The 23,215-nt window shown below is 50.7% G+C and carries 20 protein-coding genes, 1 tRNA gene and 2 pseudogenes; 22 read left to right on the top strand and 1 reads right to left on the bottom strand.

From position 1 onward, the window contains the following. Positions 1-13: 13 nt before the first annotated feature. Complete coding sequence (locus EA462_RS00870) at positions 14-325, bottom strand: DUF7091 family protein (protein WP_124176691.1); 312 nt, start codon at positions 323-325, stop codon at positions 14-16. Positions 326-421: 96 nt separating this feature from the next. Between EA462_RS00870 and EA462_RS00875 the strand changes: the two genes are divergently transcribed. From EA462_RS00875 to EA462_RS00985, 22 genes and pseudogenes are all read left to right on the top strand, one after another. Continuing rightward, a tRNA-Ile gene (locus EA462_RS00875) sits at positions 422-528 on the top strand. Between the two features lie 281 nt (positions 529-809). Next, positions 810-931 (top strand): annotated as a pseudogene (locus EA462_RS00880) (IS5/IS1182 family transposase); the annotation flags it as partial. A 160-nt stretch (positions 932-1,091) separates the two neighbouring features. Beyond that, positions 1,092-3,119: a DEAD/DEAH box helicase family protein gene (locus tag EA462_RS00885; protein WP_124176692.1), complete on the top strand. Its 2,028-nt coding sequence runs from the start codon at positions 1,092-1,094 to the stop codon at positions 3,117-3,119. Between the two features lie 27 nt (positions 3,120-3,146). Further along, positions 3,147-3,347, top strand: a complete 201-nt coding sequence (locus EA462_RS00890; RefSeq protein ID WP_124176693.1) for a hypothetical protein — start codon at positions 3,147-3,149, stop codon at positions 3,345-3,347. Beyond that, a complete protein-coding gene (locus EA462_RS00895) occupies positions 3,347-5,308 on the top strand; it encodes an AAA family ATPase (protein ID WP_124176694.1) in 1,962 nt (653 codons plus the stop codon). The genes EA462_RS00890 and EA462_RS00895 overlap by 1 nt, the downstream gene beginning before the upstream one ends. Further along, on the top strand, positions 5,305-5,754 hold the full coding sequence (locus EA462_RS00900; protein WP_124176695.1) for a hypothetical protein: 450 nt from the start codon (positions 5,305-5,307) through the stop codon (positions 5,752-5,754). The genes EA462_RS00895 and EA462_RS00900 overlap by 4 nt, the downstream gene beginning before the upstream one ends. A 58-nt stretch (positions 5,755-5,812) precedes the next feature. Next, entirely contained in the window at positions 5,813-7,177 is a 1,365-nt protein-coding gene (locus EA462_RS00905) for a DNA-methyltransferase (RefSeq protein WP_124176696.1), read from the top strand. A gap of 2 nt (positions 7,178-7,179) precedes the next feature. Next, positions 7,180-7,782 carry a hypothetical protein gene (locus EA462_RS00910; RefSeq protein WP_124176697.1) on the top strand — a complete coding sequence of 201 codons (603 nt, stop codon included), beginning with the start codon at positions 7,180-7,182 and terminating at the stop codon, positions 7,780-7,782. Next, positions 7,775-9,754: a DNA gyrase C-terminal beta-propeller domain-containing protein gene (locus EA462_RS00915; RefSeq protein ID WP_165872000.1), complete on the top strand. Its 1,980-nt coding sequence runs from the start codon at positions 7,775-7,777 to the stop codon at positions 9,752-9,754. Before EA462_RS00910 ends, EA462_RS00915 begins: the two co-directional genes overlap by 8 nt. A gap of 995 nt (positions 9,755-10,749) precedes the next feature. Beyond that, positions 10,750-11,121, top strand: a complete 372-nt coding sequence (locus EA462_RS17955; protein WP_449289197.1) for a DUF7344 domain-containing protein — start codon at positions 10,750-10,752, stop codon at positions 11,119-11,121. A gap of 145 nt (positions 11,122-11,266) precedes the next feature. Further along, entirely contained in the window at positions 11,267-11,785 is a 519-nt protein-coding gene (locus EA462_RS00930) for a DUF7342 family protein (RefSeq protein ID WP_124176701.1), read from the top strand. An 88-nt stretch (positions 11,786-11,873) separates the two neighbouring features. After that, entirely contained in the window at positions 11,874-12,218 is a 345-nt protein-coding gene (locus EA462_RS17845; RefSeq protein ID WP_394341810.1) for a hypothetical protein, read from the top strand. 543 nt (positions 12,219-12,761) lie between these two features. After that, the gene (locus EA462_RS00940; RefSeq protein ID WP_124176703.1) at positions 12,762-15,080 is read left to right on the top strand and encodes an McrB family protein; all 2,319 of its coding nucleotides are present in this window, start codon (positions 12,762-12,764) and stop codon (positions 15,078-15,080) included. Continuing rightward, on the top strand, positions 15,077-16,363 hold the full coding sequence (locus tag EA462_RS00945) for an McrC family protein (RefSeq protein ID WP_124176704.1): 1,287 nt from the start codon (positions 15,077-15,079) through the stop codon (positions 16,361-16,363). Before EA462_RS00940 ends, EA462_RS00945 begins: the two co-directional genes overlap by 4 nt. A gap of 92 nt (positions 16,364-16,455) precedes the next feature. Then, entirely contained in the window at positions 16,456-16,698 is a 243-nt protein-coding gene (locus EA462_RS00950; RefSeq protein WP_124176705.1) for a hypothetical protein, read from the top strand. A 365-nt stretch (positions 16,699-17,063) separates the two neighbouring features. Further along, positions 17,064-18,179: a CRISPR-associated protein Cas4 gene (locus tag EA462_RS00955; RefSeq protein WP_124176706.1), complete on the top strand. Its 1,116-nt coding sequence runs from the start codon at positions 17,064-17,066 to the stop codon at positions 18,177-18,179. Further along, entirely contained in the window at positions 18,166-18,732 is a 567-nt protein-coding gene (locus EA462_RS00960; protein ID WP_124176707.1) for a hypothetical protein, read from the top strand. Before EA462_RS00955 ends, EA462_RS00960 begins: the two co-directional genes overlap by 14 nt. Before the next feature lie 61 nt (positions 18,733-18,793). Further along, positions 18,794-19,327, top strand: a complete 534-nt coding sequence (locus tag EA462_RS00965; RefSeq protein WP_124176708.1) for a hypothetical protein — start codon at positions 18,794-18,796, stop codon at positions 19,325-19,327. After that, positions 19,324-20,334 (top strand): tyrosine-type recombinase/integrase, encoded by a 1,011-nt coding sequence (locus EA462_RS00970; protein ID WP_124176709.1) that lies wholly within the window; start codon positions 19,324-19,326, stop codon positions 20,332-20,334. Before EA462_RS00965 ends, EA462_RS00970 begins: the two co-directional genes overlap by 4 nt. 544 nt (positions 20,335-20,878) lie before the next feature. Next, a complete protein-coding gene (locus tag EA462_RS00975; protein WP_124176710.1) occupies positions 20,879-21,466 on the top strand; it encodes a hypothetical protein in 588 nt (195 codons plus the stop codon). Further along, entirely contained in the window at positions 21,457-22,539 is a 1,083-nt protein-coding gene (locus EA462_RS00980; protein WP_124176711.1) for a tyrosine-type recombinase/integrase, read from the top strand. Before EA462_RS00975 ends, EA462_RS00980 begins: the two co-directional genes overlap by 10 nt. Before the next feature lie 56 nt (positions 22,540-22,595). Further along, positions 22,596-23,166: pseudogene (locus EA462_RS00985) on the top strand (IS6 family transposase). Positions 23,167-23,215: the final 49 nt, after the last annotated feature.

A 23,215-nucleotide genomic window follows, 5' to 3' on the forward strand; every position in this document is an offset into this window, starting at 1 on the left:
TCGGTGGTTTCCCTCACCAGGTTTCGATCCGGCCCTCGCGAACGTCTTCGACGCACCCCTCACAGTCGGGATGGTCCGCCTCGTAACAGGCCGGCCGATAGCGCTCGTCGATCATCGCCGCCCGCTGTTGAGCATACCGCCGGCAGACGATCCGCGCCCTTCCCGCATCGTCCGTCGGTAACCTCCGTGCGTTCTTTGCGACTCGATAGGCTTCGCGAGCCTCTTCGAGCTGCCCGTCCGTCGATTCACGCAACTGCTCGTACTCCTCACCCGCCTCCCGCAGCTTCGACCGGAGGAATCGCTCGAGTCGACGACGGTCCGCCATTACTCGAATCGTTCGACCGCCCGGCACATAGTCCCGTCGCCGGAACAGCGACAGAGAGTAAGGATTAACTACGGCCCCTGTTACTTTCCGGACGACGGGCCCTTAGCTCAGTCTGGTTAGAGCGCTCGGCTCATAACGCGGCCGTACTTGCTGCGGTTGTGTGAGATACCGAGTGGTCGATGGTTCGAATCCGTCAGGGCCCATCCAGAAACTGCACGGTTCTGAGCCAACGGGTTTTCGGGATACAGCGTTTGTACCCCTTATTTTCTGCTTTCGGGTAGTGATTGGCCCTCGAGTCGTGTTCGGAGTTCATCCAGCTGCTAGACGCGGGTCGCTGTCGTCGTGCCTTCTCTGATAACCGATGTGCCGTGGACAGTTAATCAATTAGTGGTTGAGACGTGTTCGGACGATTTTTTGCGCATAGTAGAGTTTTGGTCTGTTGAAACCCTTATTGATTTACATATCTAGTCGGTAGTTTGAGTAGATGCAGACTCTCCCAAAGTCTCGGTTGCTCCGGTTTGTCGAAGAAGCATTTCAGTTAGCGCAACGCAATTCGATACTCCTCGAAGTTCTCGAAACAACGCTACACTCTCCATCAACACAGTATAACACCACGCCAAAGGAGTCGGCTGGCAACGAATAGTCGTTGTCTCGGTGAAGACATCAACGATCTCCGTTACGAATAAGCCGTTTCGGATTGTTCTTCTTCCCGATTCGATTCAGTAGGCCGATAACATTATTGTACCACGTGACTGGTTAGTGGTATATGTCCGACGAGCAAAGCGATGGGTTCGGAGCAATATCCGTCAAGCCCGTCATCGACTCGTCTACGACGGATTTCATCCAGGACTTCTACGTTCCTATCCTGTCTGAATCGGTAGAGTACAAGCGGGGTGCTGGCTACTTTACGACAAATTGGCTACAGTCAGCGGCCCGCGGTATTACCGAACTCGCAGAGAACGGTGGGACGGCTAAATGGATCACGAGCCCGATTCTCGACGAGAATGATTGGGAGGCCATTAAGACCGGTGATAAGGCGAAACGAGATCGTGTGCTACGGTCCTCTCTGAGCGGGACAATAAGTGAACTCGAGACCGCACTCGATAATGATACACGAAATGCTATCGCTTGGATGATTGCTGATGGGCTCCTCGAACTCAAACTCGCTGTACCCGAGCCTTCGCTGGGCGGAGATTTCCATGATAAGTTCGGGGTATTTATTGACGGAGAAGGGAATCGGATTGGGTTCCAGAGTTCTCAGAACGACAGCAAGCATGCGATGACCAACTACGAGGGGTATCGTGTTGATTGTGACTGGATCTCCGAGAGGGAGTCAACTGCCGTCTCCCGCCATGAACACCGCTTTGATCAGCTTTGGAATGACGAGAATGAACATGTTCGAACATACTCAATTCCGGAAAGTATCGAGGAGCAGATCGCAAACACCAGAGACTATGGTTCACGGCCGTACGAGCAACCAGAGCAAGTCTCTAGTGGCCCTGAAGATTTCTCACTGCGAGAGTACCAGAAGGAAGCCGTTGATGCTTGGTTTGGGAACGATTGCCGCGGGATGTTCCAAATGGCGACCGGTACCGGAAAGACGTTCACTGCACTGGCAGCACTTGAGCAATACGCGAAATCGGTCGATAAGCCGCTACTGACTGTTATTGCGGTACCTGTTACTCATCTTGCCTCCCAGTGGGCAGACGAGATGGAGATCTTTGATCTTCCGAAGCCCCACCTGCTGTTCGGTAGCGTCTCGAAGGACTGGAAACAGAACCTCTCGAGGATCACGACCAACATCGAATTGGCTACAAAGGACCATGAGATCGTAATTACTACCCACCAGTCCCTTTACAACGATGACTTTCGCGAGATGGTCGAGCGTCTTCCCGGACCGATCGCGTTCATCGGGGATGAGGTTCATGGGCTAGGCTCCGATGAGCAGCGATTGGGGCTAATCGAAGCTTACGATGCTCGAATCGGTCTTTCCGCTACCCCCGAACGGTATTATGACGAGGCTGGAAGCCGATATCTCCTGAACTATTTCGATGGTATCATTTTTGAATATCCGCTTGCAGACGCCATCCCGGAGTACCTGACTCCCTACGAGTACCACCCCATCATCGTAGAGATGACCGAGGATGAGGTCGAGGAATACAAAAAGCAGTCACGGAAGGTCGCTGCTGTCGCTGCAAGCGAAGAGATCGATGACGAGACGGTAAGCCAGGTCGCATCACAGCGTGCGGACATCGTAAAGAGTGCTGAACGGAAGTACGGGGCCCTTCGCGAACAGTTGAAACGGATGGATGATCCACACCACCTCTTGGTATATACTAATGACAGCCAAATCTCCGAAGTTCAGTCAATTCTTACCGAGAACGGTATCATTCAGCATAAATTCACTAATGAGGAAGATGAAGAAGAGCGAGATCGGCTATTAGACGGCTTTGAGCAAAGAGAGTGGGATGCCTTGGTTGCAATGAAATGCCTTGATGAGGGCGTCGACGTTCCTGCTACCAAGCGTGCCATCCTGATGTCAAATAGTGGTAACCCGAAACAGTTCATCCAACGCCGTGGACGGGTGTTACGGAAGGCCGAGGGCAAGGACAAATCGGTTATCTTTGACATGTTTGTCGTGCCCACGATGACTCCAGGCGATGACATCCCCGCGGTTGAGAAGAGTATCCTGGAACGGGAGCTCGACCGTTTCGAAGAATTCGCTGAGAATGCAATAAACAAACATGGGGCTTGGAACACCATTGACCGGGTTCGTCGGGCGTATAAATTATAAAGGATAGATGTGTTGATGGCTATAACGATGCAAGAAGATGAGGTGAGCTCACTCATCACAGAGGAAATAGATGGTATAGAAGATGATTCTCTTCAGTCCTTTATTGAAGCAATTGTTCAGCATGAACGTTCGCATCTAGACAATAAATTTGCGGAGTTTAATGATAAGTACGACGAGTTAGTCAAGAATCATGCCGACAATCAGTCGCTAGACGACTTTGACTCGTAATGGATACAATCCAATTCCTATCTATCGAGGGGAGAGATTACAGGCAATATAATGGAGAATTTAAACTCGATCTGAAAGTATCTGATGACAAGAATGTTAACGTCATCGAAGGGCAGAACGGGGCCGGCAAGTCGAACCTTCTGAACGCTATCACTCTCTGTTTCTACGACGATGAGACACACATCGATGACTCAGTCCTTGAGGCTGATCCACTCGTCAATCTGAAACGTCTCGATGATTTGGATCCTGGAGATACTGCAACGGGATACGTAAGTGTGAAGCTCGGGGATGAAAAGCCGGATTATATTTTCACGCGAGAGTTCACCACTGCGAAACAGCCCGATGGTAGCTATTCCGGATCAACCGGGGATCTCCAACTCAAGCAGCGAATCGGAGAGGACATGCATGACATGGATAACGCGAACGCCCAATTGAACCAGATTCTCCCGACCGGCGTTCACGAATATTTCCTATTCGACGGTGAGCAACTCGATGAATTCTTCGAGGACGGGTACTCAGAACGGGTGAAAGAAGGAATCCTTGATGTTTCTCACATCGAACTGCTAAACGAGTCTCTCGATCATCTTGAGCAGGTCCAATCTCGGCTCGAGAAACAATCTTCGGAGTTCGAAGGAAACGTTGGTGAGGCCGAGGCAGTGTACAGGGCTGAAAAGGAGACTCTTCAGGACCTCAAATCGGACCGTGATACTGCTAAAACGGAATTGGAAGAGGCAAGAGAGAGAAGGGACGAGTTGGACAAAGACCTTCGACAGAGCTCTCAGGAGGATGTCCGCGAGAAGCAGCTCGAACGAGAACGACTTCGGGAGCGACTCGATGACACACAAGAGGATTTGAATGATGCTAAACAGAAGGCCGGAAGCGCTCTAGCAACCGCAGGCATCACTGTATACAACGCAGATGCATTACGATTCGGCCTCACTAAGCTCGAGGAACTCGAACAGCAGGGAGAACTCCCCCCCAAGATTCAGGACTGGTTCATCGACCGGCTGTTGGAACGAGGAAAATGCATCTGCGGAGAGGATCTCGATAACGAGACACGGAAGGAGAACCTTCAACACCTCCAGAAAGAGGTCGCAGACATCGAAGATGAAAATATCGATGGGAAGATCCGAATACCGGATCTCCTTGACGAAGTGGACTCACAAGTACAAGACCTCTTAGACGAACGTACACAGGTTGAGGAGCTCCGGGAGAAACGAGGTGAGATACAGGGAGAAATCGATGATATCTCGGCATTCCTCCAACAGAAAGATACAATCGACGCAGAGGATGCAGCTGCTCTAGAACAGCAACGCGAGGAAGTCAATAAGCGCATCGAGGAGTTGAGCCATAAAATCGGGAAACTCGAGAGGGAAATCGAAGATCAGCAGGATACTGTTAAAGAAAAGAAAGCCGAGTGGGAGACGGAGATGGAGAAGGAAGACCAGCACCAGATTCTCCTTCGTCGGGTACAATTCGTAGAAGAGGCGCGCGAGGAAGTCAAGACAATTCGAACCAACATCCTCGACCAGGTTCGGAGCGAAACAGAAGATCGACTTGAAGAGTACTTCAACGAGCTCATCTGGAAGGACGAATCCTATGAAATTCATCTCACCGAAAATTACGAGGTTGAAGTGCAGGGACCTACCGCGGAGAAGAAACTCGCCTCTCTGTCTGCCGGGGAACGTCAAATTTTAGCATTGGCGTTTATGTCTGCGCTCTCGCGAATTAGTGGCTTTAGCGCTCCAATTGTCATCGACACGCCGCTTGGCCGTATCTCATCAAAACCTCGTAAACGTATTGCAGCACAGCTGCCAGGGTACCTCGAAGGTCGACAGGTGACTTTGATGATGACCGACGAGGAGTACACCGATGATGTTGCTGCCCTGCTTGACGGTCATATCGCTAATGAGTATGAACTGCAGTATAATGACGAAACCACTCAGGTGATCCCACAATGAGCGACACTCAGCAGCAACAGGAGTTCGAGAAAACAGATCCAAGCCGAGAAATTGGTGTAGATCCGGAGAAGCACCCACTGTATAAAGAGTTAGAGAACAACCCAAACTCGCCATTTTACGAAGAGGAACTAGTTGACATCTGGTTATTCACCGTCGGGTACGGACGCCAGCATAGTGAACGTGAACCACTCCCTGGTAATAAAAAGTGGATGCTCCGGATGACATCGCTCGATGATGACGAGGAGTGGATAGTCAAGTCGATCGCCATCGAAGAGACCGGGACCACAGATGTGCTTCAGGATGGGAAACAGATATTCACCATCGCTCAAGAGTACGCTAATTCCGGTATTGAGTTGGTACATGAAGAGGTTACAGATACAGACAGTGATTCTATCAGCGAACTGACTTCAGATGTCGTCCGCACTCATCGGAGTCAAAACGAATGACGGCGATGCGTCCAGTATCCACAGTATTGAATACCCCCAACCGGCCACAGATTAAACAATGAGTGATGATTCCGCTGGCCTTAATCATGAGCTACTCGGTCAGCAGGGTGTCTCGGGCGAAATAGAGGATGTTCTCGGTAGAATCGTGTCGTGCCTTGGAAAAGAAGTCACGCTTGGTCAAGAGCAGGATTCGGCCAATGACCAACTTCCTTCTGAGCTAAACATAAGCCCTACAGAAGCGCAGAAGCTGTACGAGAGCCTGAAGGCCCACTTTCAGGCTCAAAACACCGGTCCTCCTTTCTCTGATGTCAAGGAGGTTCAAGGTGATATCCCGGAAATGGAAGACCGACCCATCGATGTGGAACGCGCCAACGCTTGCAAGATTCACCCTAGCGATAGCGGTCGCGAGGATGACGGTCACAAATTGGAGTTGGAAGGCAATTCGGTAAACCTCATCGTTACCTCACCCCCGTACTGGCAGCTTCGTGACTACGGTGTCGAAAATCAGCTCGGCCAAGAAGATACCCCAGAGAAATACGTCGATGATCTTGTCGATGCACTAAACACCTGGGAAGAATTCCTGCACCCGAAAGGGTCAGTCTTCCTCAACATCGGAGATAAGTATCACGAAAAGAGTCAGGTCGGCATTCCGGGGATGTTCGCAGAAAGAGCTCGACAAGACGGATGGACGGTTCGAAACCATATTATTTGGGCAAAAAAGAATGGCCTCCCCTCCCCAGCGAAAGACCGATTAGTCCCCCGGCATGAGCACATCTTCCATCTGGTTCGCGACGATGACTACTACTATGATCTCTTTGGCTACTCCAAGGTCTTCGGAAACGGCGCGAATCCGGGCGACGTCTGGAACATGAGTCACGACCGTAACACCGGTGGTCACCTTGCCCCCTTCCCAAGTGAACTGGTCTTACGTGCCGTGACCTTAGCCTGCCCACCTGCTGTTTGTCCAAAGTGCGGTGAGCCTCATAGCCGTGAAATCGAGCGGCCGCTGCTGAATCTAAATCAGGATCGGCCACAGGCTAAACGGGCATTAAAGAAGTTCAAAGAATCCGACCTCACAGAAGAACATCTCAAGGCGATTCGTGCGGTCGGAATTTCCGACGCAGGGAAAGCCAAGGAGATTCAGGAAGAGACAGGCACTAACGATGACGAAATCCAGGAACTAGCTGACGAAGCGAAGGAGGTGCTAGGTGGGTATTTCCGTGAATTCACCTTCCCACTCCCGACAACCGTCGGTTGGTCCGGGTGTGAATGTGAGGTGGACCCGCAGCCTGGAATGGTTTTCGACCCATTTTCTGGCTCCGGGACTACCATCAACACCGCATACTCGCTTGGATATCAGGCGTGGGGGACCGACCTTGACCGCTCGAATTTCGAGCCAAAATTGGATAACTTTATGGATTGAGTATGACACGATACATCCTTGAAACGACGGTAGTGCAGAAAGCTATCAGAAGGCTAATAGAGAGCCCAGTCCACCGTATGTTTCCGGGTTATCTATCCCTGAAACAACAGGCTGAAATCCACGGTCGAGACGACAATCTTCCCTTCCCGTATAACGAGTTTTTCAACCAATATCTCCGAGTCCCAGGAGGTGACAAACCGTACCTCGTTCCCTTTACCCCATTGGAAAACCCGTCCGACGAGAATCTCTGGGTTAGCGACAATGTCCCAGGGACATACGCCCCCTCCTCACTCCGTGCTGACTCCCCTTTTACTAAGGTCGTAAAGGTAGAGGAAGGTGGACACAACTCCAGATGGAAGCTTCAGCCAGATCACTGGAAGTTAGCCCGACATCATCTCTGCAATGGCCAGACCATTCCAGCCGAATCCCTGGCTGTGTTCCTGTTCCGTAATTATGCCTTTGAAACTGATGACCCCTCGGCATACACCCTGATCCAGACTTTCGAAGACGAGTTTGGCTATGAGGTCTCTGGATCGCAGTTTACCACTCTGTATCAAACCGGCGATACGAGTATCAACGCGGACTCATTCGAACGATATGACTGACGAAAAACTTGACCTGTCGGGAACCAACCCGCACCGATCGGCAGCACCGGTTCGGCAATTGGATGCGACCGATTTAGACATCGCGACGCCTGCTACGCAGTCAGATGAGGAAACTGATATCTGGCGTGAGCTTCGCGACGCAATCGACGCTATCTCCACAGACGGTGTCCGAGCCGTAGTAGCAACCGATGACGCAACAATCACGACCTCGATAGACATTCAGGAAGGATCATCCCGACCGGTACATGCCATCGAACTTGGTGTCTGGAAGGCGTATTCGGAAACCAGTTCTCCGATAACTCACGTACTAGTTCAGGCGGATGATGATTACACGCCCTGTGGTCGGTGCGTGCAGACGGTACTCGACTACTCGAACGACGCTCTCGTTCGTGTCATGGATCCCTCAGGAGAGACATACGATGAGCTCTCTCTTGATCAGGGATCGCTATTGAGTGTGGGCAGAGGACCAAACGAGGACGGCGACCACCAAGACACCGATAATGATGGTGCTTCCGGAGAAGAAGAATCAGACTCGATGCCAATACCCGAGACACCACCGTTTATCGACATCGAGGTAAGTGACGACGTGGGGATAGAGTACGTCAGGCTGAACGCACCGGTGTATCACCTCAAATACGAAACCTACGACCAGACATTCTGCGGGACGGACTTAACCCACCGTGAAACGGTCAGTAGCACCGAGGCACCGACTCTTTTGGATCCATGTCTGCGCTGCCATGGTGAAACAAGCCAGCAGACAGTTGAAGAACAGCGCACCGAACTCCGGGCCCAACTCGCCGAGCAACTCAACCCCGTCCGTGCAACCGAGGAAGATGCAGCGTCATTCGATGATGATGAGCTGGCTGCGATTCTAAAGCACTTGCCCGTTGAGGTGCCAACGGGAGGGGACGATGCGGTTGCACTTCGGAGTCGACTCTCTCAGGCCATTGTAGATGTCCATGACGATCAGGAGAATCCCTCCACGTTTTCTCGAGAAGAGATGCAGGCTCTTCTAGCTGCTCTTGATGGCGAGGGTACTATCTCCGATGACCCACATCTACTTGTGCACACCTCCGACGGGCGTGTCGCCCGAGTTGCCCTGTCGCATCTGAGTCTACAACGTCGTGCGGGTAAAGGAGAGTTGGCGCTCTCACTGTCAGACAGTGAGGTACCTACCGCTACACTTGCTATGAGTCCTCGTGATCAACTATACGTATTCACTAACCTTGGACAAGTGCATCAGGCCGATGCATACCAGGTCCCTTCGGTCAGTCGCGGTGGCGAACCATCACCGCTTTCGGAGATCCTCGACCTCAATGAAGACGAGACATTGCAGGCTGCCTTCACGTGTCGTAATCTCAACTCTCACGATTACGTAATCCTCGGAAGCAGAGACGGATACATTAAGCGTACGAAGACGGCGGACTTCAAAAACATCCATCGTGGCGGGATTCGAGCAGCTGAGCTAGAGGGGGATGACGTACTGAGAGAAGCCTGCTTGATGAATGACGGCCGGGACCTACTGATGACCACACAGTACGGGCGGGCTATTAGATTCGATGGAGGCGACGTTCGGCCGATGGGCCGCGAGGCGCGTGGTGTCAAAGGAATTGAATTAGACGATGGTGATGAAGTAGTAACAGTCAATGTTGTTAATACCCAGGCCAAGCCTGAAGTTCTCACAGTCACGGAGGAAGGATACGGGAAGCGAACATCTATCACTGACTACCGAAAGCAAAGCCGAAACGGTCGAGGGCTGCTTGACATTTCAACAGATGATCGAAACGGTCCCGTTGTGGCTGTTGAGATGACTGCCTCTGATGATGAGTTCGTCACGATGAGTGAGGCAGGCCGTACGATTCATGCTACCGTCGATGACATTTCTGTCCTAGGGCGTAACACGATGGGGGTTGAAATTATGCGGCTGAATTCGGATGACCAGTTATCAAATCTATCTGTCTTCAATAACTGATAGTTGCCATCTAAACAGCGGCCGTGTATATTGCTACAGATGAGTCGAGGTTCGAGAAAGGGTAGCCGGTCTGATCTAAACACACTCTAAATGTGGAGTTTTTGCCTAAATTCCAGGCAGGGACCTAATAGAATTCATGGTGTGATACTGTCTCGAGTTAGGAAATTATGACCGATGGCCGCCGGACGTCCACCAATTGATCCTACGATGGAATCGAGAATCGCTCGGAGATTCTTTCGATTTCCTCTCTCTACTGGGCGGGTCCGACGCAGAAGATGAAGGGCGTCTACTGAAAGGATTATTAATTGGAGTCTCACCAACACGAACACGGAGGAGCAAAGCGCCGTCAAACATCACCTTAATTTCATGGTGTGAATCGGTCTGATCGAGGGGAGGGTCGACCGTTTTAAAATCACACGGGTCGGCAAATACTATCTGAGGGATCATGAGCCGCTAGTCCTCTATAACTGCCTCCGTACCCGAGTCAAAGGCTTTGTCTACAGTATTGAAATTTCTTCGCGAATATTGTTGCTGTCTTTGTTCAAAGGCAAGTGTTCTGTAGATCTACATAGCGTTAGAGGTCGACGTATGACCAGGATACCACCAAACCATTCCTCGAGCACCAACTTTCTTGCTGTCAAGTACTCCTTCTCGCTCGAGTTTCTCCAACCGATCTCGAACACCTCGATGCGTGATATCAAAATTCGAAGCCACTTCTGACGTAGTCAGAACGGGATCAGAACTCGAACGAAAGACGTCGAGGATATCGTCATCAGTGACTGTAGGTTTCCGACCAGGGCCATCGCTCATTATGAAAATCCCTGGTTAGATCGTAGTTAGCCATTTATTCTCTTGAGAGAACTAACTATCATTAGTTCTTTCAAAAGAACTAATTTGGTGAATGGGTTTGCAAACGTCCATGCGAGAGACCACTTGGAGAATCCCCTTCGGAGCACAGCCGACCCGCTCTCCCAGGTCCAATCAACGAATTCATTATGGGACGTAACAACTGCGGTGACGACTATCTCTCGAGGGTGTATCACTCTCTCAGAGCGCCACGACGCCGTTATGTGATTGAGTTGGTTGCAGAGAGCGATAACGACCTCTCGGTTCGCACGCTCGCTCGAGAAATCGCTGCTCGAGAACAAGATGTCCCAATGGACTGTGCAACCGGTGAACCGTACCGCAATGTATACAACGCGCTCTCCCAGACGCATCTATCGACGCTTTCGGACACCGATGTTATCATCTATGACCCCGAGCGCCAGACCGTTGCTCCAGGCCCAAATCTCACAATAACTCTCCTCCTAAGCAATCTTAATCAAGCTGCGTTTCAGACGCTTTGGAACCCCGAGGAGGGGAGGTGATCAATCTAAAGTGGCTCCGTAAAATCCTCTCTGGGGCTGTGAGCTCCTTGGAACGGCATACATAGATTTGCCTGAGAAGCAGGGTATTAGATAATATATTTTGGGTGGAGAAAGAGATATATGGGCTAGCCCCGTTGATGGAAGTATGACAGACAACACACGTCGCGAGGGCCCACCCCCATTCGATAGACCATTCGAGGGTGAGGACACGAAGCAGCGCGTATACGGGACGGTGTTACACGCTCGAGAGCCGATGACGGCCGCTGAGATTGCCGAGCAAGCAGACTGTTCGGCGGAGTCGGCACGGACCCATTTGTCGTTCTACGCTGACCTCGGTATCGTTATTCGGCATGAAGGGCGACCAGTCAGGTACGAGCGCAACGATGACTACTTCGAGTGGCGTCGAGTGAACGAGTTAGCGCGGGAGAATACCGTCGACGAGTTGCAGGCCCGTGTCTCAGCGCTGACCGATCGAATTGAGGAGTATCGCGACGAATACGACGTCGATTCACCCGCCGAGGTCGACGTCCTCGAGTTCGACGCGGCGCGGATCGACGATGTGTATGTCGAACTCGGTGATTGGGCCACCGCTATTGAGGAGCGCCGTCATCACGAACGTGCCCGGAGAAAGGCCGCCAGTTCAACGACTCCGTCCCACAGCTGACATGGTACCAGTGAATGACGGTCGGAGCCCTGCGCCAATCGACCGATCGGTGTTAGAGCGACTTCGATCCCAATTTCTCGGCAGCCGTATGTTTCAATCGGCAGAAATCGTTACAGCTGGAAAGCTACACCTTCGTGTCGATCTGTCCGACGAGTACTACCCGAACGAGGTATCCGCTCGTCTCGAGATCCGCTGGTACCGCAACGACGAATTTAACGTTCACTATCAGGAGGAACGACAAGATAGTGCGTGGAAGTGTCGATGGGATCGGCATCCAAACGTACACAACTCGAGAGATCACTTCCATCTGCCGCCGACTTCGAGTCGCAGTGACGCACAAAACGAGCAGTGGCCAGTTGACCATCGCGACGTGAGCCGTCTCGTCCTCAACCGCATCGAGGAGCGAATCGAAGTTTTGTGGGAGCAACAATAGAAAGGGAGTCGAACGCTGTTGAAATCCCTCTTTGGCGTCGCCAACGAATGCACCGTCGCGCGTCTGCTGATGCTCAGCACTTCCGACATCTGGTTGCGGGAACACCCGCTGGAGGGTCTGTTGAAACCCTTAGTCGGTGATAGGTTTTAGGAGTTGTGCTGAATACATAGCGCATAGTCAGCATGACAAACTCCGTAGAAATCATGTTCTCTTCCAACCGTCGCGGTGACGTGTTAATCAATGTCTCTCTCTCTATCTATTCCTCGCCTCACCACGTACTGGTGGTGACTATGTTGAGCAACACCGCGGCAGTTCCGACCGCGACCGTGACGAGCGAAACCGACTGTTCCGCCCACTGGTTCGTTGGCACGCTCACTCGGGTCAAGGTCAACCAACTGGGCCAATCGGAACGACCGCGTGTTCGAGATCACCGTGACGAATGAGGTTGCTGAGTTGTGAGCCGGTCAAATTGAGCCGTATAGGGTTGGATGCTTATATGCTATCATAAATATTTTATATTTGAGATGTATTCGTCAATTCATCATGAGTTCCTCTGAACAACGAACTAAGCTAACTCTCTTCTCAAGCACTTCCACCGGGAAGTTGAAAAAGACGACACAAGTATTGCACTGTATTCGAGAGTATGGTCCTGACCTTTCTGAGGTGAAAGAGAGATATCAAAGAGAGTCTGGCACTAACACGAAATTAGCAGGCACTTGGATTGAGCAGTTGCAGGAGTTGGGTGTCGTCAGTACTGACTACAGTGTAGAAAGGATTCGGCTCACCGACCAGGGCGTAGATATTTTAGAATGGAGGAATAGCCCTTCGAAGGAACCGGTCCCCCTGTCAATGGTAAGGGCATTCGCAGAAACGTACGTTGGTTTCTATGATACGATTGCACTTTTATCTGTAATCCCCGCAAGGGTAAGTCAGGTCAAGGAACTATTGAATACTCTGTATGACCTAAACTTAGAATCAAATACTCAGGCAAAGCAACGTGTAGGCTGGCTCTTGTCGATGGACCTAGCAAAAAGGAACTCTGGTCATGAATATTCACTAACAGAACGTGGCCACGATGTGTATGAGGATTTTCAAACAGAAATTGGACCCCCAGAGGCTTCTTCATTACTAGTTCCAGGTGAGGCGGGACAAAGTAGCACCACTGGTGAGGTTGTTGATTCCGGCCCCACTACTAATGCAGATCCTAAGTCAGGAACTAGAAATTCGACTCCCGATGAGACCATCGACCTCCCCTTTCTCGAGGACAGACCACGCAAGGTAGTTTCAATTCACGTAGCTAAGTCTGATGGAACAGATGAGCGTTACGAACGGACCGTCGGAACGGATGTCACAATTGATGCGGCAGAGCCGCTTCCTCACAAAGAATATCAGAATAAAGCTGTACGGTATTGGAGTTGCGACCCAAAGCGAGAAGAACAGGTCGGAGACCTCGGGAGGGGGGACGTCGTACTGTTCCACCACCATGATGAGGGGTATTTGTCCAGCGCCACAGTGCTCGACACCTTCCGAGGCAAAATGCAGGATACTGAGCATGAGCTCCATGTTCTATTTGAAGAAGTGTGCGAAGCTGCTGTTGAACGGGATGACCTATTCGAGGTTTATGGGTGGAGGTCACACCCAACTTCCCACTGGGCACGCATAGACCAGAAGGATAACGCTGCAATCTTAGATCAGTACGAATCGATAGACGAATTCATCAGTGACACGAAAGGAACTGTTCAATTCAATTACTGGTCTTATCAGAATTGGTCGATCAAGCAAGACTTTGCGCGGCAGCTCAGTCGTCAGCTTCAGCGGAAAGGTCAGGTGATTCTATATGGCCCTCCCGGGACTGGGAAAACGTTCGTCGGTGAGGCATTCGCAAAGTGGTGGACCGGGAAGCAGACAGAAACGAACCCAACGACATATCAAACGGAGTCTGTCACCTTCCATCCTGCATTCTCCTATGAGGACTTCATCGAGGGGTACTCAGTCATCGGTGGTGACAATGAAGAACCAACCAACGGGACAGATGAGGCACGTAGCGATACCTCCGTCAAGTCACCGTACGGTCTGAAACGTGGGGTATTCAAGCAGTTTTGCCGCACAGCTTCTCGAGCGCTGGATGCCACGCCAGACGGCCGGCTCCCACCCCGGTATGTCTTGGTGATCGACGAGTTGAACCGCGGAAACGTCCCTCAAATATTCGGCGAGATCATCACTCTTCTCGAGAAGGATAAGCGGGGAAGCAACCGCCAACTCTCACAGTCCGGTCAAGAGTTTGAGGTCCCAGAGAATGTCTATATCATTGCAACGATGAACACCGCTGACCAGTCCATCTCGAAGCTTGACGCTGCATTGCGACGTCGGTTTGCAGCGATGTCCCTCGCCCCTGAGTACGATACGCTGTACGACTCCATAGAAGAGTTTCCGGATAACAAGCAGGATGCAGCGGAACTCGTCGGTTCATCACGGAACGATGCTGAAGCAATGATTGCTGCATCAGTGTTAGCACTCGAAATCATCAACAAGAAGATCACCGCTGTGCGAGGTCTGGGGAAGGGAAAACGAATCGGGCACGCCTATCTCCACCCAGATGTCTGGATGACATCAAACGGAGACACCTCGACAGACACCGAATTAGCCGATGTATGGCGCTATGATATCCTGCCACTACTCGAGGAGTATTTCTTCGATGACCTTGAGCAGTTGGAGCAGCGGGTGTTCGAAGGTGACGCAGAGTTCGTCAAGGAGGGGACGAACGATGTGCTCAAACTCACTCCAAGTGATCTTAAGGAGAATCTCCGTATGTTCGTGATGGACAATCAACACGAGATCGATATCGAGTTCGAAACTGAATGAGTTCGAACCCAGATGAGGGCGAGGATGTAATCACACTCGAAGAGCGGAGCGAGACAGATCTGTCTGATTGCGGACTCAAAGATGATGATTTTCACTTCTTAGAGGAACTGGAGCACATCTCAAGCGCATCAATTACTAAGCAAAAAGTTGAGATCGGCCCCTACATCGGGCACATCGGCCTTCCGAGCGGAGCGTTTCTCGAAGTGCTCCCGAAAAGCTCGCTTGACGGATTCAAACCTCTCTATTTCCTTGCGAAGGCTGGTCGAATAAGTGAGGAACTCGTCACCGGCTCGCAGGAAATTGGCTTCTCCGTCGGAGAGTCATTCATTGAGGTCGTTGGAGAGGTCTATGCAGAAGAGGTTAATCGGCTTCTCCAAGCTGGTATTCACAAGCAGTATGTTCCACGCCAGGCAGCAACAAATCACGTGAAGGGAAGGCTACGTGTTGCTGAGCAACTTTCCAAGCAAGAGCCGTATGCGACATCGTTCGAGAGCCAATTCAATGATCTCACGGCAGATATTCCACTGAACCAACTCATTCTATTTGCGGCCGTTGAGGTGGCACGAAAGATTTCTGATAAGAGGGTTGAACGGCGACTGCAGCGTCAAATCTCGGACCTCCAACGAGTGGTGTCACTGCCTCGTACCGCTCCTCATCCCAGTCAAATCACGCTGACCAGGGAAACACAGATGTATAAGCCGATTGTGAAATTCGCTGAGCAGATACTCAACGAGACGTATATCGACACATTTGGCCAACGGGCTCGCCTCCTACAGTCAGTCTTGATCAACACTGAGACACTGTTCGAAGAGGTCGTTTATTCATTCGTAGCAGATCTCATTCGCGGATCTAGATACATCATCCAGGGAGACGGCGATCCAGAATCATCAGTCAAGCGTGACATCGGACATTTATTGCGAGATAAGTTCGGCAATGGCCTACAGGGAATGCAGCCAGACGTGTTCCTTCGGAGCCGAGGAAATCCCGTGTGGGTTGCTGATGCAAAATGGAGAGAGGATAGCTCGCCAAAACGGAATAATCTCTATCAGGTGACAAGCTATCAGCGGAAAGTGGGTGGGCCCGCAATCATGTTCTATCCAGAGCAGGGGGGACAAATCGAGACCGTGTACGAACTCTCGGATGATGAGTACGACGACAGCTCGATTACCGAATTGCGTGTCGTAGAAGTCCCGCTTGGTGGGGAGAGCTATGAGGAGTTCGAGACGAAGGCGCAAAACAAGATTCGGACAGCCATGCAAGCCCAACTACCAGGACTAGCATAGTTGCTGCTACTCCACACTTTATTCACTGAGTGGAGTCTCAACCGCAATGTAGGCCTACTATCGCGCTGCTTCGTCGGAAGGAGACATCGATCGTGGTCTTTGATGCCAATGTTTTCAACAGGGCCTGTCGGGGAACCACCGAACGCAGAGGCATCTTTCGGGGCGATGCCAATATCGGCGAGGGGCCGCTCAATGAGGAGGCTCACGCGCTCGATGTCCTCTGTCCGGACCGTGTCGTCGAGGCGCTGGCCGATGCTTCGACCAACCGTTCGCGCGCGACTTGCTTCTGTGATCGAGAGAGGCGGACCGTCGTCCCCGGCCCGCTTCCCGAGTAAGCGGCCCCGGACCCCATAAACGCGATCGACCACCTCTTTGTTCACTCAGCAACTGATGCTAACGTACAATGCTGAGTGCCTGTAGATAGATCCTCTATATTCAGCACCCGCGTTCTATCAGCCATTGAGATTTTTAACAGATCCGGGAGAGAGAAAGAATATCGACAACACCGCTTTAGTACGTTTTCTATCGAGTAACTCGACAGAATTGATTTGAAAGTCTTTGAGTAAGTGATGTTTCCTTTACCTATCCATGTTATCTACATTACTGGCGTCCGTAACCACAATTGGCGATTGATCAAGTGATTTCTCGTTGGCACTCACCTGTATGGTTTGTAACCAAATCAGCAGGCGAGGGGGTCAACATGGGAGAAATAGATAAGGAGACGACTAGAGCCGGGTCGTCTGACCCCAATCTGGTCGATAAAATCTCTGGAAAGGAGTTTCAAGACTGGTATCAGGAGCGGGAATTCCGAAAAAACATCGAAAACGGAAAGCCGTATTTCAACGGGCCACCGTCGGTTCCGTCACCCCGAAAACATAGTCCAAGCCAGATACTGCAATGCCACCGAAAAATCGCATACCGTCAACACAATGCGCCGGCAGAAAAACCAAATCCAACAGGGATCTTTTGGTTTGGGTCACGGTTCGAGGAAGATCTCGTGGTGAAATTTCTCAAAGAGACTGTTGTCAACGACCAGGAGTACGTCACGAACTCGCTGTGGGTTGATTTTACTGCCCAGACGGATATCGGCGACATTCAGATCAAAGGAGAAACGGATCCAGTAATCGTGGATACAGATGGAGAACCGTTGCTCCTCACGGAAATTAAGACCAAGCAATCGGTAGAAAACGTCCGGTCGCCCAACAAGCACCATCGGGCTCAAGCGCATGCGTACATGAAAGGATTGTCCGAGAAATACGATCGGACAGTATCGGAGGCCGTCATCCTGTACGGAAGTCGAAAAACGTTCAACGCTAAAGCGTTCCACATCGAATTCGATCCCTGGTTTTGGCGCAACACAGTTCTAAAGTGGGTGGAGACACACACGACGTACCGTCTCAACGAAGATCTGCCACCAGCAGCCCCGGAGTACAGTTGGGAATGTAGCTCTTGCTCTTATAGAGAGCGATGCGGACGAGGTAGTGCAAGTTACGAGGACGTAGATGCTACCGGATTGCTACCTCTCCATGAGTACCCTAAAGAGGTAGTGAGAGAGTATTTAGAGGGCCACGAGGATGCAAAGGTCACACCAACCCTTTCAGAACGGTATCCAGAATTGGCGGACAAATTTGGGGTACACGATTGGCGATGTGAGCGTTGCGATAGAACCTATCCACACAATTCACCTGACTGGACTGGAAACGTATCGGAACCGCCTCTCTGCCCATCTTGCTGCGATGACGGTGTACCAGCCACATTGAGGGCAGATTCCATACCTCCCCAAAAAACAGGAGGTGATCGTTGTGTCTCGAGGTAGCTGGCTGCACCTTGACGATCTCCGGGAGAGTTGGCTGTTCCTCATCATTGGCGAGGCCGAGAAACCTGACCACCACCAGGATTCGCAGAGTTCTATCGCGGAGATAGAGTACTGGGAACTCGGTGTTGGGAATCCGGAGACGTTGGTTGAAACGACCGCGTCGAGTCTATCAGGTGAGCACGTCCATTCCCAGACCGAGTTGCTCTCCAAATTACTCAACGAGTTGCGTACATACCGCTACCAAGGCACAGTGCTCATCACCCCCGACCGATCCACGATACAACGTCTTCGAGCGGCTCTAGTATCAGGTGACGTTGAGACGCCGTCGCTTCGAGGGTTTGCCCACATCGACATCGAGTCCCAGTTACAGTCTCAGTTCGGGCAAGCACTTGGTGACTACGGGCTTGCTGAGGAGGAATGGCGGCGTCCACGTGTGACAGATGACGATCAACAGCGGGTCGTGAACACAGGGACAGTAGAACGCATCTGGGAGGTGTGGACGCAAGTGTATCGGTTGGTTCCCGGGAATTCGCTCGAGGGGGTGGCGCTATGAACACAGCCAGCAGATGGTTCACCAGTACTGCTATTCAGAGAATAAACGGTGGTGAGTGACCATGACTGAAAGGAATCCGACGTTCGTGCGTCGGAAGTTCACGATCACAAAGGTACTTGACCAGATGTTACAGGAGATGGCCACACGGCACTACCAAGGGAACGTGAGTTTGTGCCTGCGTGCAGCTATTGAAAGTCACCGTGAGAACTTGGAAGGAGAGGGAGAGTTCGCCGCACACCAGATCAAACGGCAGTTAGACGGGCTAGAACAGCGGGTTCAGAAAATTCAAATGAATGTCGACGAGTTGCCTATCGAGACGGCTAAGAACGAGAAGAAGGGGATAGCACAGTCAGTCCAGTGGGGGATCAAGATGGCGGACGGGATGCCAGCTATCGTTGAAGTACTGGACAATGCTTCGTCACCGTTGCGACTGGAGGATCTTCTCGAGCAAACTGAGTTGTCTCCACCACGGCTTCAGGCGGATCTTTCGCAACTGGTCGACCACGGGCTTGTGGTCGAGACAACGGACGAGCAACAGAGATTCGGGCTCGCTGGTTGGGTCAATTCGCCAGGAGATGGAGAGACGGGACAATGAACCAGCCTAGCATGACTGATAGCTTTCGAGTACCGGATGACTACGCAAGAGAGTATTTAGCGCACGCAGCGGATCTGAAGCTATCTACGAGTTCCACAGACACGTACGAGTCTCATCTTCGTGGCTATGTTGTGTTTCTCCACGACGGTGAGATATCAGTCCTTGATGCAGCGTTTACGGATGTAATTGAGTTCGTTGAGGAATGTGTCCGGCGTGGAAATCGTCAGTCAACGATTGAAGGCAAAGTCGCGACGATTAGTGAACTGTACAAGTATATTCGGCTTCGAACAGAGGTTGGCGATGAGCTTTCGTTGGAGCCACTGCGGTTGGACGACATTGATGTGAGTCGATATCGGACACCAGAACCAATTGAGCGGGAAGCCTTGTCGCGAGAGGAATTACGGCGATTGTTCGACGCGTTCGATTCCTACCGAAATCGACTCATGGCGGTGGTTGCAGTCGAGACAGGTCTTCGAAACTCGGATTTGCGGGAGCTTCGGATCGCGGATTTAGATTTCGATAATCTGGAGATTCATGTACTGAATCCCAAGGGGTCAGATCCGTATGATGTCCCGATGAGTGAGGAGTTGTCGTATGAGTTAGATTTTTGGCTTCGCCATCATCGGGCTGGCTACGCGAGCGCAGACAAGAGCCCGTACGTGTTTCCGAGCCAATGTGGCCTGAAGCTCGAAACGAATGGCAGCCTGAATCAGATTATTCGCGATGCAGCGGATAGGGCAGGGTTGCAAGAGGTAATCGGAGAATCACGGATTTCGAAAAAGCAGGGCACGGCAACGGAACCTGAGGACGAGACACGCCAGTGGCATCGTGTGACGCCGCATACGCTTCGCCACTCGTTCATTACGCTTCTCGCTGACGCGGGTGTGGACCTTTCGTATCGGCAGCTGGTTGCGAATCACGCAAGTGCAGAAACTACCCGTGGATACACCCATACCGCTGATGATAGATTTGGAGAAATTAGGGAAATATTCGTTTCGCCTAGGTAAAATCTGGTAATGTCTCCATTCATTGTAGATATTTCGGCAGATTGGGTTAGATTTCTAAATCTGTACTTTTGTGAAATGAAGTTAGGGATTTCAATCATCTATTTTCAAGCTCCTAACTAGATACTACATCCACATTACCTGCACAATTTTCTTACTTGCCATTGGAATACCACATTCATTGGGATAACTTCTCATATACGAAACTTACAAATTAAAATACAGCGCATATCCACTACAATTAAGTTCTTGGAGGTGGTATTACCGGATGTCTCACAGCGGAAACGCTGGACAGACCCACTCCGACGAGGCTTCCCCTTTTCCAACAGCCACAGGTTTGGTCTGTTTGTTGGGGAAGCCCCGGGGCGTTACAGCGCCCCAAGAACGGAGTTTCACCCATGAATGGTAAAAACTCCAATCTAACGATCCAAGGGAAGAGCCAAAAAGATGTTGTGCGACGATCAACAGTTAATATTAATTCAGATCCTGATGTCTCCTCGTTTGCGTTAGCCTGTCTCTGCTTAATCGTCTCTGCGGGGGGATTTCTATGACTGAGGATGAGACAAGTTGTTTCGAGATTCATCTAGATCCCGATAAAGCCAGTGAATCGGTGAAGCCAAACAGCACGATTACTCGTAGGCAAAAACAGTTACTCAACCAGATGGCCGACTCACGGTTCGCAAGCCGTAGCGAAGCACTTCGGGCGGCTATCGAAGGACTGCGAGAGCGTCTTGAAGGGGATGGAACCCGAGCGATTGATGAACTCAGACTTGATGTACAATCTTTGGAATCTTCTGTAGAAGAATTAGGAGAGGAGATTGAAACAATCCATTCTGCGTTAATCTCTCCGCAGATCAATTCGGAAATTACACAGGTTTCCGGAAATAAAGCAACTCTTGGCTCTCGGGATTCGAGACAATCCAATTGTAATAGAGTAGCTGATACTGTGCATAAATCGATGATAGAAGTCGCAGAACCAACGCTTGAGACTCTTGTGGACCATAGTGAGTTGTCGACAAGACAAGTCCACAGAGGACTTATGGAACTTGAAAAGAGGGAGCTAATCGTGTTTTCGGAGACAGATACAGGCATTGAGTATCGACTTGCCTCTTTCGAGGGAAACTCATGGGACTGAGCGCTGGATCTCATGAGGGGCAGTCGGTGCAATGCCCGGTTTATGAGCAAGCGCGGCAAAACCCGGAGTGGCAAGACTTGCTTTCAGGCCCAGTTTGTACAGAACCAAAATGCGGTCATCTAATAAATCGGGTCGTGAATAAAGCTGGCTATTGGTCTGATTCTACTATCCGTAAGTATTGCTACGCCGGTTCTCACTATATCATTTATCTGCACGATCAGGGAAAGACCACTTGTGACGCGGAATACGAGGATGTGGAGAGGTTTTTCGCTAAGCTATCAAAAAGGAAACTTCGCAAAAACACATATATGAATTATCGCACAGCGATAAACCATATTTATACATCAATCGCATTGAGCCCAGATCATCATTCGTATCTCTCTGCACAGAAAATTAACGAATGGCTTAATTTGGAAGAATTGCCAACTAGGAAGCAATTAGAGCGAGAATCGTTATCCGAGGAGGAAGTAGAGAAATTATTCGAGGAACTGACTTGCTTTCGTGACCGATTAATGGCTCAGTCAGCTATTGAATGGGGTGGTCGGAATGAAAGCCTTCGAGCACTGAAAACCAGTGACGTGAACTTGGGGACTCAAATAGTTCGTTTGAAGAATACAAAATCTGGTGGGACATACCCAGTTCCGATATCTGATAAACTGACGATGTTGCTACGACATTGGATAAATGTTGAACGCAAAGCGTACCTAGTATCTAGCGAAAACGATTATTTGTTCCCGAGTCGCAGGGGCGGCTCTCTTTCGGGAACCTCATTCTCAGAAATGGTTCGAGAAGCTGCCGAAGAAGCAGGAATTCAGAAAGTCATTGGTACGATCAAACACACTGAGCGTCAAAAGGAGGCGTTTGGGAAAGAGAAGAGAAACTTTTATCGAGTGACTCCTCACGCTTTACGGCATACGTTCAACGAATTACTACGAGCTCGCGGAATTCCTCGAGAAGTTCGAAGTGACGCGCTTGATCATTCGAGTACTGATGTGACCAAAGAGTTCTATGAGCATTCTACTGAGAATTATCACAGCCAAATAAGAAGGCACTTTTCAGACATGTCCTTTTAGCCGTCACTATATGGATGAGAGTCTGAGGAATGAGTAGGAGGTAGCGAGAAGTGCTCATACAACTCGTCAACCCGTTCAGAGAGACCTCAAACGTGAATTGCGATGAGTTTGGGGAACGAGCGCAACCCAACCCAGTTAGGGTGTTCAGGGTGCATCTCGATCCAATGGAATTGTCGGTTTGGAAGTCGACTTACTCGTCGAATTACTCGGTATTGATCTCTCACAGCGTAATTTGGAGCTATACGTGAACGCTTAAAGGAGCTAGAGAGACCCGCCGACGTCCACGAGAACGTGTCCCCGCGACGGCGTTCCTGCATCGACTCACCACGAAATATAATCTTGGCGAAGCAGAGTTTCTCGTCGATAGTGGCGGCTATCTGACTTCCTTCCTCGCCACAACTTGAGTGGTCAGCTCAAATATAATGAGCGAAACCACGTCGAAAAGGTTTCAGATTGTCTCAATGGAGATCTTTTATTCCGTCTGGCGGTGTGGACAGTCCAGCCAGCGCTCGGTGCGCTCAGACGGTTTAGACGCCACTACAACACGATTGACAGAATCAAGCGCTCAATAGTCGGATACCAGTCGGGAAGCTACTAAACTATACAATCTCTTTTAATTGTATTTGATAATCGTCTCTACCATTTTGAGTTTGATTGTAGACAATTCGATTCTCAA

The sequence above is a fragment of the Natrarchaeobius halalkaliphilus genome, assembly GCF_003841485.1.
GTDB lineage: Archaea > Halobacteriota > Halobacteria > Halobacteriales > Natrialbaceae > Natrarchaeobius > Natrarchaeobius halalkaliphilus.

What these genes read in the sequence shown, in the direction of transcription:
- EA462_RS00870 (WP_124176691.1), bottom strand. Translation starts at nt 325, where the DNA reads ATGGCGGACCGTCGTCGACTCGAGCGATTCCTCCGGTCGAAGCTGCGG.
- EA462_RS00885 (WP_124176692.1), top strand. Translation starts at nt 1,092, where the DNA reads ATGTCCGACGAGCAAAGCGATGGGTTCGGAGCAATATCCGTCAAGCCC.
- EA462_RS00890 (WP_124176693.1), top strand. Translation starts at nt 3,147, where the DNA reads ATGCAAGAAGATGAGGTGAGCTCACTCATCACAGAGGAAATAGATGGT.
- EA462_RS00895 (WP_124176694.1), top strand. Translation starts at nt 3,347, where the DNA reads ATGGATACAATCCAATTCCTATCTATCGAGGGGAGAGATTACAGGCAA.
- EA462_RS00900 (WP_124176695.1), top strand. Translation starts at nt 5,305, where the DNA reads ATGAGCGACACTCAGCAGCAACAGGAGTTCGAGAAAACAGATCCAAGC.
- EA462_RS00905 (WP_124176696.1), top strand. Translation starts at nt 5,813, where the DNA reads ATGAGTGATGATTCCGCTGGCCTTAATCATGAGCTACTCGGTCAGCAG.
- EA462_RS00910 (WP_124176697.1), top strand. Translation starts at nt 7,180, where the DNA reads ATGACACGATACATCCTTGAAACGACGGTAGTGCAGAAAGCTATCAGA.
- EA462_RS00915 (WP_165872000.1), top strand. Translation starts at nt 7,775, where the DNA reads ATGACTGACGAAAAACTTGACCTGTCGGGAACCAACCCGCACCGATCG.
- EA462_RS17955 (WP_449289197.1), top strand. Translation starts at nt 10,750, where the DNA reads ATGGGACGTAACAACTGCGGTGACGACTATCTCTCGAGGGTGTATCAC.
- EA462_RS00930 (WP_124176701.1), top strand. Translation starts at nt 11,267, where the DNA reads ATGACAGACAACACACGTCGCGAGGGCCCACCCCCATTCGATAGACCA.
- EA462_RS17845 (WP_394341810.1), top strand. Translation starts at nt 11,874, where the DNA reads ATGTTTCAATCGGCAGAAATCGTTACAGCTGGAAAGCTACACCTTCGT.
- EA462_RS00940 (WP_124176703.1), top strand. Translation starts at nt 12,762, where the DNA reads ATGAGTTCCTCTGAACAACGAACTAAGCTAACTCTCTTCTCAAGCACT.
- EA462_RS00945 (WP_124176704.1), top strand. Translation starts at nt 15,077, where the DNA reads ATGAGTTCGAACCCAGATGAGGGCGAGGATGTAATCACACTCGAAGAG.
- EA462_RS00955 (WP_124176706.1), top strand. Translation starts at nt 17,064, where the DNA reads ATGGGAGAAATAGATAAGGAGACGACTAGAGCCGGGTCGTCTGACCCC.
- EA462_RS00965 (WP_124176708.1), top strand. Translation starts at nt 18,794, where the DNA reads ATGACTGAAAGGAATCCGACGTTCGTGCGTCGGAAGTTCACGATCACA.
- EA462_RS00970 (WP_124176709.1), top strand. Translation starts at nt 19,324, where the DNA reads ATGAACCAGCCTAGCATGACTGATAGCTTTCGAGTACCGGATGACTAC.
- EA462_RS00975 (WP_124176710.1), top strand. Translation starts at nt 20,879, where the DNA reads ATGACTGAGGATGAGACAAGTTGTTTCGAGATTCATCTAGATCCCGAT.
- EA462_RS00980 (WP_124176711.1), top strand. Translation starts at nt 21,457, where the DNA reads ATGGGACTGAGCGCTGGATCTCATGAGGGGCAGTCGGTGCAATGCCCG.